Source organism: Mesorhizobium sp. M7A.F.Ca.CA.002.05.1.1, from assembly GCF_003998335.1.
GTDB lineage: Bacteria > Pseudomonadota > Alphaproteobacteria > Rhizobiales > Rhizobiaceae > Mesorhizobium.
The window spans coordinates 1-8,226 of the sequence record NZ_RZQI01000183.1; the positions used below are offsets into that span (position 1 = coordinate 1).

General features: G+C 61.8%; 9 protein-coding genes and 1 tRNA gene. 8 read left to right on the top strand and 2 right to left on the bottom strand.

The genetic code is table 11. From position 1 onward, the window contains the following. Together EN939_RS12070 and EN939_RS12075 are read right to left on the bottom strand one after the other, a co-directional pair. A partial coding sequence (locus tag EN939_RS12070) for a DMT family transporter (protein ID WP_164750962.1) occupies positions 1-526 on the bottom strand: 526 nt, incomplete at its 3' end. Between the two features lie 12 nt (positions 527-538). After that, a complete protein-coding gene (locus EN939_RS12075; protein ID WP_127268198.1) occupies positions 539-1,531 on the bottom strand; it encodes a helix-turn-helix transcriptional regulator in 993 nt (330 codons plus the stop codon). 447 nt (positions 1,532-1,978) lie between these two features. Here EN939_RS12075 and tuf point away from each other — a divergent pair, with 447 nt between their 5' ends. From tuf to rplA, 8 genes are all read left to right on the top strand, one after another. After that, positions 1,979-3,154 carry an elongation factor Tu gene (gene tuf, locus EN939_RS12080; protein ID WP_127268199.1) on the top strand — a complete coding sequence of 392 codons (1,176 nt, stop codon included), beginning with the start codon at positions 1,979-1,981 and terminating at the stop codon, positions 3,152-3,154. Between the two features lie 154 nt (positions 3,155-3,308). Beyond that, on the top strand, positions 3,309-4,949 hold the full coding sequence (locus EN939_RS12085; RefSeq protein ID WP_127268200.1) for a hypothetical protein: 1,641 nt from the start codon (positions 3,309-3,311) through the stop codon (positions 4,947-4,949). A gap of 250 nt (positions 4,950-5,199) precedes the next feature. Then, on the top strand, positions 5,200-5,697 hold the full coding sequence (locus EN939_RS12090) for a metal-dependent hydrolase (RefSeq protein WP_127268201.1): 498 nt from the start codon (positions 5,200-5,202) through the stop codon (positions 5,695-5,697). 192 nt (positions 5,698-5,889) lie between these two features. After that, positions 5,890-5,965 (top strand) — tRNA-Trp (locus EN939_RS12095). A 397-nt stretch (positions 5,966-6,362) separates the two neighbouring features. Beyond that, positions 6,363-6,566, top strand: coding sequence for a preprotein translocase subunit SecE (gene secE / locus EN939_RS12100; protein WP_013531408.1), 204 nt, complete (start codon positions 6,363-6,365; stop codon positions 6,564-6,566). Between the two features lie 27 nt (positions 6,567-6,593). Beyond that, complete coding sequence (gene nusG, locus EN939_RS12105) at positions 6,594-7,121, top strand: transcription termination/antitermination protein NusG (RefSeq protein WP_013531409.1); 528 nt, start codon at positions 6,594-6,596, stop codon at positions 7,119-7,121. A 159-nt stretch (positions 7,122-7,280) separates the two neighbouring features. Beyond that, entirely contained in the window at positions 7,281-7,709 is a 429-nt protein-coding gene (gene rplK, locus EN939_RS12110; protein ID WP_013531410.1) for a 50S ribosomal protein L11, read from the top strand. A gap of 4 nt (positions 7,710-7,713) precedes the next feature. Further along, positions 7,714-8,226: 50S ribosomal protein L1 (gene rplA, locus EN939_RS12115; RefSeq protein WP_127268202.1), on the top strand; the 513-nt coding region annotated here is incomplete at its 3' end.

Here is an 8,226-nt window from a genome sequence, read left to right on the forward strand (position 1 = left end):
CCTCGGCCGCGACCCGCCGGCCGGCAAGGTCGCGCGCCGCCGCAAATGTGGCATTGCCGAGCGCCAGCAAGGCGTAGACCGAAATGCCTTGCATGGTCGGCTGCGCCACCATCAGCGCTCCAACGAAGCCGAGCCCGATCAGCGCCATGCGCCGGCCGCCGATCCGCTCGCCAAACAGGATCGAGGAGCCGACCAGCATCAAGAGCGGCGTGATCTGTCCGAGCGCGGTAGAATCGGCGATCTGCATGTTGGCGAGCGCGACGACATAGCAAAGGATCGCCGCCAGCTCGAGCATGTTCCGGCTCAGTACGCGCTTGTCGAAGATCAGCGGGATCTGCTTGCCGTAGCCCAGCGCGAACAACAGCGGGAAGCCCCAGAGGGCTGCCGCGGCACCGCGCAGAAACAACACTTCGTAGGACGGCAGGCCTGCTGTCGCGAGCTTCATCATCGTGTCGTTGACGAGATACGACCCCGTCGAGACGATCATGAACAGCGGGCCGCGGATAGAGGCAGGGATGAAATGCATCCGGCCACAAGATCAGAGGCGGGTGGTGGCGGCAAGAGGTGCCAATGGGGCAGCGCCGCTCAGCAACGCCACCAATTCGCTCTGACGGCCGGTGCCGGTCTTGTAGAAGACGCGCTCAAGGTAGGTACGGGCGGTTTTGACCGTGATCCCGTGGTCAAGTGCCGCCGCTTTCAGCGGACGGCCGGATACCAGCGATGCGGCAAGCTTTGCCTCGGCCGGAGACAGATCGAAGAGCGCGCTCAGAATTTGCGGCGACGGCTCTTGGTTGCCCATGCGGATCGACGCTGCAACGACAAGGATGTTTGCACCTGCGAATATGTCCCTTGCCGATCGGCGAAGCGGCAACACATGCAGGACGACAGCGGGTTGATCGATCGTCTGGCGAACGGGAATGGACCTGACGATTGGCACGATGGCAGCCGAAGTGCTCCTGACTGCCTCCTGGAACAGCAAATCGGCTTTCGGATCGCCGATTGCCAAGCCGTCATACGCCAGCGGCTGAAAAATGGACGGCAACGCATCGAACAGTCCGTTGGTGCCAACCACCTGTCCGCCGGCCGACATGACTGCGGCAGGAAGCCCAACGCTCTGCAGGGCCGATACGGTGGCCAACGCCCGCTCCAGGCCAAGCCTTGCCGCAACAAGCCCGGCGCGGGCAAGATGCGGGCGAAGGACGTTGAGCGAGGCGATGGAGGTTGGGTCATGCGGACCGTCCTGCAGACGACGCTCCACACTGTAGATCACGACCTCGCCATTGGTCATCGGTATGACCATGCCGGTTTGCCAGCCCAATCCGTACCTGATCAATTCGTGTCTCATCGGATCGGTTTCCAATTCGTCCGGACTGAAGAGTTCGACGTCGCGAAGAAACCCATCGACACTAGGCTTCCAGCGCAACGGACGATCGTTGTTTCGCCACGCGTCGGAAGAGAATTCAATCAGCGCATCCATAATCGATGCCGATGCCGCAAACCGCGGCGGATGAGCCTCGCTGGCGACCAGCAAGGCGCCGCCTACCGATCCCGACATCGTGCTCAAGCCGTCAAGCACCACCGGCCACAGCTCTGGCACGAATGCGGCTTCGTAGATTCGGTCGATCAGATCTTCCATGAAAGTTGCCCCTCAATCGGCACGGGAACGAACGATCCGCCCAGCCATCGCGCTAGCGATATGAATGACCTGTATCGGCTGAGCAAACCAGATATTCGCCATATCGACAAGCGCCCGATCCTCGGCTTCGGATCCAGTATGCAACGCCCATTCCATTTGACGGTTCGCCTTCCTATATCTGCGTCTCATCCCGCAATCGGATCGATGGTTCGGACTGAGTGAGACGGCACCCGGCCAAAAGACGCTTGTGTTTTTTGGCCTTTGTCGCTAATCGCCCCGCATTCGACTGAACTGAAGGTCTTCGACCGAACTGAAGATCCGGGCCGTCCAAGGAAAGAGACAATGGCAAAAGGTAAATTCGAGCGTAACAAGCCTCACGTGAACATCGGCACGATTGGCCACGTCGACCATGGCAAGACGTCGCTGACGGCGGCGATCACCAAGTATTTTGGCGAATACAAGCGCTACGACCAGATCGACGCCGCCCCTGAGGAAAAGGCGCGCGGCATCACGATCTCGACGGCGCACGTCGAATATGAGACGGCTACCCGCCACTATGCTCACGTCGACTGCCCCGGCCACGCCGACTATGTGAAGAACATGATCACCGGTGCCGCGCAGATGGACGGCGCGATCCTGGTCGTGTCGGCTGCCGACGGCCCGATGCCGCAGACCCGCGAGCACATCCTGCTGGCGCGTCAGGTCGGCGTGCCGTCGATCGTGGTGTTCCTGAACAAGGTCGACCAGGTCGACGACGCCGAGCTGCTCGAATTGGTCGAGCTCGAGGTTCGCGAGCTTCTGACCAAGAACGAGTTCCCCGGCGACGACATTCCGATCGTCAAGGGTTCGGCTCTGGCTGCGCTGGAAGATTCCGACAAGAAGATCGGTGAAGACGCGATCCGCGAGCTGATGGCTGCGGTCGATGCCTACATTCCGACGCCGGTTCGTCCGCTCGACAAGCCGTTCCTGATGCCGATCGAAGACGTGTTCTCGATCTCGGGCCGCGGCACGGTCGTGACCGGCCGCGTCGAGCGCGGCGTGGTCAAGGTCGGCGAGGAGCTGGAGATCATCGGCATCCGTCCGACGACCAAGACGACCTGCACGGGCGTCGAGATGTTCCGCAAGCTGCTCGATCAGGGCCAGGCCGGCGACAACATCGGCGCGCTGCTGCGCGGCGTTGATCGTGAAGGTGTCGAGCGCGGCCAGGTTCTGGCCAAGCCGGGCACGGTGAAGCCGCACAAGAAGTTCGTGGCCGAAGCCTACATCCTGACCAAGGATGAAGGTGGCCGTCACACGCCGTTCTTCACCAACTACCGTCCGCAGTTCTACTTCCGCACGACCGACGTGACCGGCATCGTGTCGCTGCCGGAAGGCACCGAAATGGTGATGCCGGGCGACAACATCACGGTCGATGTCGAGCTGATCGTGCCGATCGCCATGGAAGAGAAGCTGCGCTTCGCTATCCGTGAAGGCGGCCGCACCGTCGGTGCCGGCATCGTCGTCACCATCAAGGAATAATCGAGCCCGGCATTCGCCGGATCGACAAGAAAAGGGCGGTCTTCGGGCCGCCCTTTTCTTTTGCGAGGCTATCGGTTGCGGCCCAGTCGGCCGAACCCTGTTGCAAGGCTCCGGGCCTCGACTAGTATAGGTTGCATCGAGGGGCTTTTTTCAAATGGTTCCAAGGCGGTTTTTCCATCGTCGGGCATTGTGGCCGCTGGCTCTGACCTGGCTGCTCGCATTGCTTGCCGCAGGCCCGGGAGCCTTTGCGGCGGATGCGGCGCCGGATCTTGGGCCGACGATGCGGTTCGGCATCGTTCGCAGCAACGCACCGGGGTGCGAGCCGATCTGCCCGGAATGGATATCGGCCGAGGGCTCGATAGAAGCCGGCACGCCGGCACTCTTCAAACGCATGCTGAAGACGCTTGGTGGGCGGAAACTGCCTGTTGTCGTCGATTCTCCCGGCGGCAATGTCGAGGCGGCGCTGACGCTTGGCCGGCTGATCCGCAAGAACAAGTTCGATATCGCCATCGGCAAGACGGTGTTTTCCAGCTGCCAGCCCGATGCGAAGGGCTGCCAGGGCCGTGACGCCCGCTACTTCGGCGATGTCATCGACTATGGCGCCATGTGCAATTCCGCCTGTCCTCTGATGTTTGCCGGCGGTATCAGGCGGGTGGCCGGCGAATGGGCCTATCTCGGCGTCCATCAGATCACCACGACCTACATCCGTACGAAATTGCAATACCGGACCACCTATCGCGTCGTGGGAGGCAAGAAGAAGATCCTCAACACAAAGATCGTCAGCCGCAAGAACGCCGGCAGCTACAAGACCTACGAGATGAGCAAGGCGGTTGAGAAAAAGCTGGCGGCCTACCTGAAACAGATGGGCATCGAACAAAGCATGCTCGAAACGATGAAGGGCACCCCGGCCAGCGAAATCCACCAGATCGCCCTCGACGACATGCTGGCGATGAAGCTGGTCACCAGCACGGACGCTGTAGGCGTGTTGACCGCGGCAAGCCTGTGCGAGCCCGGTCGCCTGGCCGCGAATTGCCGGGAAATGCCGGGGAACAAGCCTGACGGCCTGACGGCGACCGCGGATAAGTCTGCTCCGCCGGCGATCGAACCCGAGGCGGCGCGGCGCGATGAGGACATGCGCTTCGTTGTCGTTCGCGGCACCAATCCACTCTGCAATCCAGACTGCCCGGAATGGATTTCGGCGGAAGGTGCGATCACCCCCCGGACCCCGCAGAAGCTGCGCCAATTGCTCGCCATGCTTGGCAAACGGCAACTGCCTGTCGTGATCAGTTCGAGGGGAGGCGACCTGCTCAGCGCCCTGGCGGCAGGACGGCTTATCCATGAAAAGAAGCTCGACGTCGCCGTTGGCCGCACCGATTTCGTCGGCTGTGACCCAGGGGCGTGGAATTGCCTGGCCAAAGAGGGCGCCTATGCCGGGCTGAGCATCGATGCCGGCGTGGAGTGCGATTCGGCCTGCGCGCTGATGCTTGCCGGCGGCATCAGGCGGTTTGTCGGTCCCCAGGCGCGGCTTAGCCTTTACCCGATGGGGCAAAAGCAGATGGTCAAGGCCTATCTCGAGGAGATGGCGATCGGTCCCGCCCTGTTCGCAGCGATCGAGCGGCGCTCGGTCGAGCGCCGGCTGGAACCCGGCATGATGCTGAAGGTCGGCCTGACGACCGGCCTGCAATCGGTCGACGCGCTGACCGGTGCCACCATTTGCGAGGCGGTGCCAAGACCCGAGAATTGCCGGATCCGGCCTTCCGCCAATGCCGAGGCTGATGCGCCGGCCAAATTGTAGTGTGCGGCGGAGCCGGAAACCGGGCATGAGGCAGCTTGAGCCGCTTCCGATTGTTCCGCTATCGTCGCTGCTGGCGGCGCCAGGCAGGCGGAGGATCGATGCCGGCCTGGGTTGGGGCGTGCCGGGCGGCCCCTATAAGCCACCGGTACGAAACCATGATCGGCACGAAACGTATCGGGCGCAGGCATCCGGAATAACGCCACAATAGGGCGGAATGCTGCACTGGCCTGCAACCGTGAACGGTCCCGAGATGCTGATCGCCCATCTTCCAAGTGGCTATATTCTCGGAACGTTCATGCGCAGGCAGTGGCCTGGCAGCCCGGCTATCGTCGGGGCCGCCATAGTCGGCAGTGTCATCCCCGATATCGATATGCTGTATTTCCATTTCATCGACGGCGGACGCACCCGCCATCACTCCTATATGACGCATTGGCCGCTGTTCTGGGCGGCCGCAGGGGCGCTGTCGTTGCTATTCGTCAGCTGGCGCGCCCGCTCGTATCTGGCAGCCACGGCTGCCTTCTTTGCCGCCGCCATGCTGCATATGGTCCTCGATACGCTGGCGTCGCCGATATTGTGGCTGATGCCATTCGATCGGCGGGCGTTCGAACTCGTCACTGTACCGGCGGACTTCAGCAATTGGGTGCTCAGCTTTTTGCTGCACTGGACGTTCGCATGCGAACTCCTGATATGCGGCTGGGCGCTTTGGCTTGCACGCGGGCGACCGCAGCCTGCCACGAATGCCGCTTGAGGACGCTCCACATCGAAGAGGGCAGGCGACGTCTCTCTCAATCACGCCACCGCGCGCTGGCGACTTCAGGCCGGAGCTTGGGATCGACCCGGATGGCCTTGTCGGGATTAAGGCGCGTTTGCTTGCAAACCGCTCTTTACAGAGCGTGCGGAAGCTTTTAGGAAGCGCCTTCTGCGCCGACATGCGCACGATACGGGCATAGCTCAGTTGGTAGAGCGGCGGTCTCCAAAACCGCAGGTCGTAGGTTCGAGCCCTGCTGCCCGTGCCATTTCTTGGAATGGCATTCAACGCAATGTTTCGCCGTTTCGAAATGGCGTTTCAAAGCGATATTTCCATGCTCTGGCCTTTGAAAATCGGCGACCCGCTTGCCATATAGGGTCGATTGGGGCATAAGAGCGCCATAGCCGGGACGGAACGACTGGATGGTTCCGAGGCGGTGTTTGGTCATAAAGCGGAGACTTGCCACTTGCGTGGATCAAGAATCGGTTTTATGTAGACGAAACAGACACGCGACGCGTGGAGCTGGGAAACCGGCTTTACGCGTCTGATTTGCATGGGCGAAATGATTGCGCTGATTCGGCGCGAGATTGGGCTCAGGCGGCACGTCCCGGCCAGCGGGATCATCCAGGAGACCCGGCCAACGGGTCTTGAAGACAGAGCGGCATATGGCTTCGAAAACCACAAATCCTTTCGTCTTTCTCCAGCAGGTTCGCGCGGAGACCGCCAAGGTGACTTGGCCGTCGCGACGCGAAACGATGATCTCGACGGTGATGGTTCTGGCCTTCGCAGTGATCGCGATGATCTTTTTCTTCACCGCCGATCAGCTCATGGGCCTTGCGGTCGAACAGATTCTGGGCATCGGACGCTAAGTCCGGCGATTACGGAGAAGTCTTGAAATGACCGCGCGCTGGTACATCGTCCACGCTTATTCGAACTTTGAAAAGAAGGTCGCCGAGGATATCGAGAACAAGGCCAAGCAGAAGGGCCTGTCCGCCGACATCCACCAGATCGTGGTTCCGACCGAGAAGGTCGTCGAAGTTCGCCGCGGCCGCAAGGTCGATGCCGAGCGCAAGTTCTTCCCGGGCTATGTGCTGCTGAAGGCCAATTTGACCGACGCCGTGTTCTCGCTGGTCAAGAACACACCGAAGGTCACCGGCTTCCTGGGCGACTCCAAGCCGGTGCCGATCACCGAGGCGGAAGCCCAGCGCATCCTGAACCAGGTGCAGGAAGGCGTCGAGCGGCCCAAGCCCTCGGTCACGTTCGAGATCGGCGAAGCGATCCGCGTTTCGGATGGTCCGTTCGCGTCGTTCAACGGTTTCGTCCAGGAAGTGGACGAGGAGCGGGCGCGGCTCAAGGTGGAAGTTTCGATCTTCGGGCGCGCCGTGCCGGTCGATCTGGAATTCGGACAGGTCGAAAAGGGCTGATCCGAAATCCCTGACGCCGGTTTGGCGATCAGGGGAGGCGGCGCGGAAGCGCGCGGCCTGAGACGGTGGGAGGCGAGTGCGGCTTTAGCCGGCTGCGCGAACCGCACCACCAGACTGCAACCGCCGGCATGACCGGCATAGACAAAGGCAGGAAAAGAGATGGCTAAGAAAATTGCAGGCCAGCTCAAGCTCCAGGTGAAAGCGGGATCGGCGACGCCGTCTCCCCCGATCGGCCCGGCGCTTGGTCAGCGTGGCATCAACATCATGGAATTCTGCAAGGCGTTCAACGCGCAGACCCAGGAAATGGAAAAGGGATCGCCGGTTCCGGTCGTCATCACCTACTATCAGGACAAGTCCTTCACCTTCGTCATGAAGACGGCGCCGGTGAGCTACTTCCTGAAGAAGGCGGCGAACCTGACGTCCGGTTCCAAGGAGCCGGGCAAGGTCAAGGCCGGTACGGTTTCGCGTGACAAGGTCCGCGAGATTGCCACCGCGAAGATGAAAGACCTGAACGCAAACGACGTCGAAGCGGCCATGCGCATGGTCGAGGGCTCCGCCCGCTCGATGGGTCTGGAAGTGGTGGGCTAAGATCATGGCAAAGATTGCAAAGCGCGTATCGAAGACCCGCGAAGGCATCGATCCCAACAAGGCTTATGCCCTGGGCGATGCGCTGAAGCTGCTCAAGGACCGTTCCTCGGTGAAGTTCGATGAGACCATCGAAGTCGCCATGAACCTCGGCGTCGACCCGCGCCATGCCGACCAGATGGTCCGCGGCGTGGTCAACCTGCCGAACGGCACCGGCCGCTCGGTGCGTGTCGCCGTGTTCGCCCGTGGCGACAAGGCCGACGAAGCGCGCGCCGCCGGCGCCGACATCGTCGGTGCCGAGGATCTGGTCGACATCGTCCAGAAGGGCACGATCGATTTTGATCGCTGCATCGCCACGCCGGACATGATGCCGCTCGTCGGTCGTCTGGGCAAAGTGCTCGGCCCGCGCGGCATGATGCCGAACCCGAAGGTCGGCACCGTCACCACCGACGTTGCCGCCGCCGTCAAGGCATCCAAGGGCGGCGCCGTCGAGTTCCGTGTCGAGAAGGCTGGCATCGTC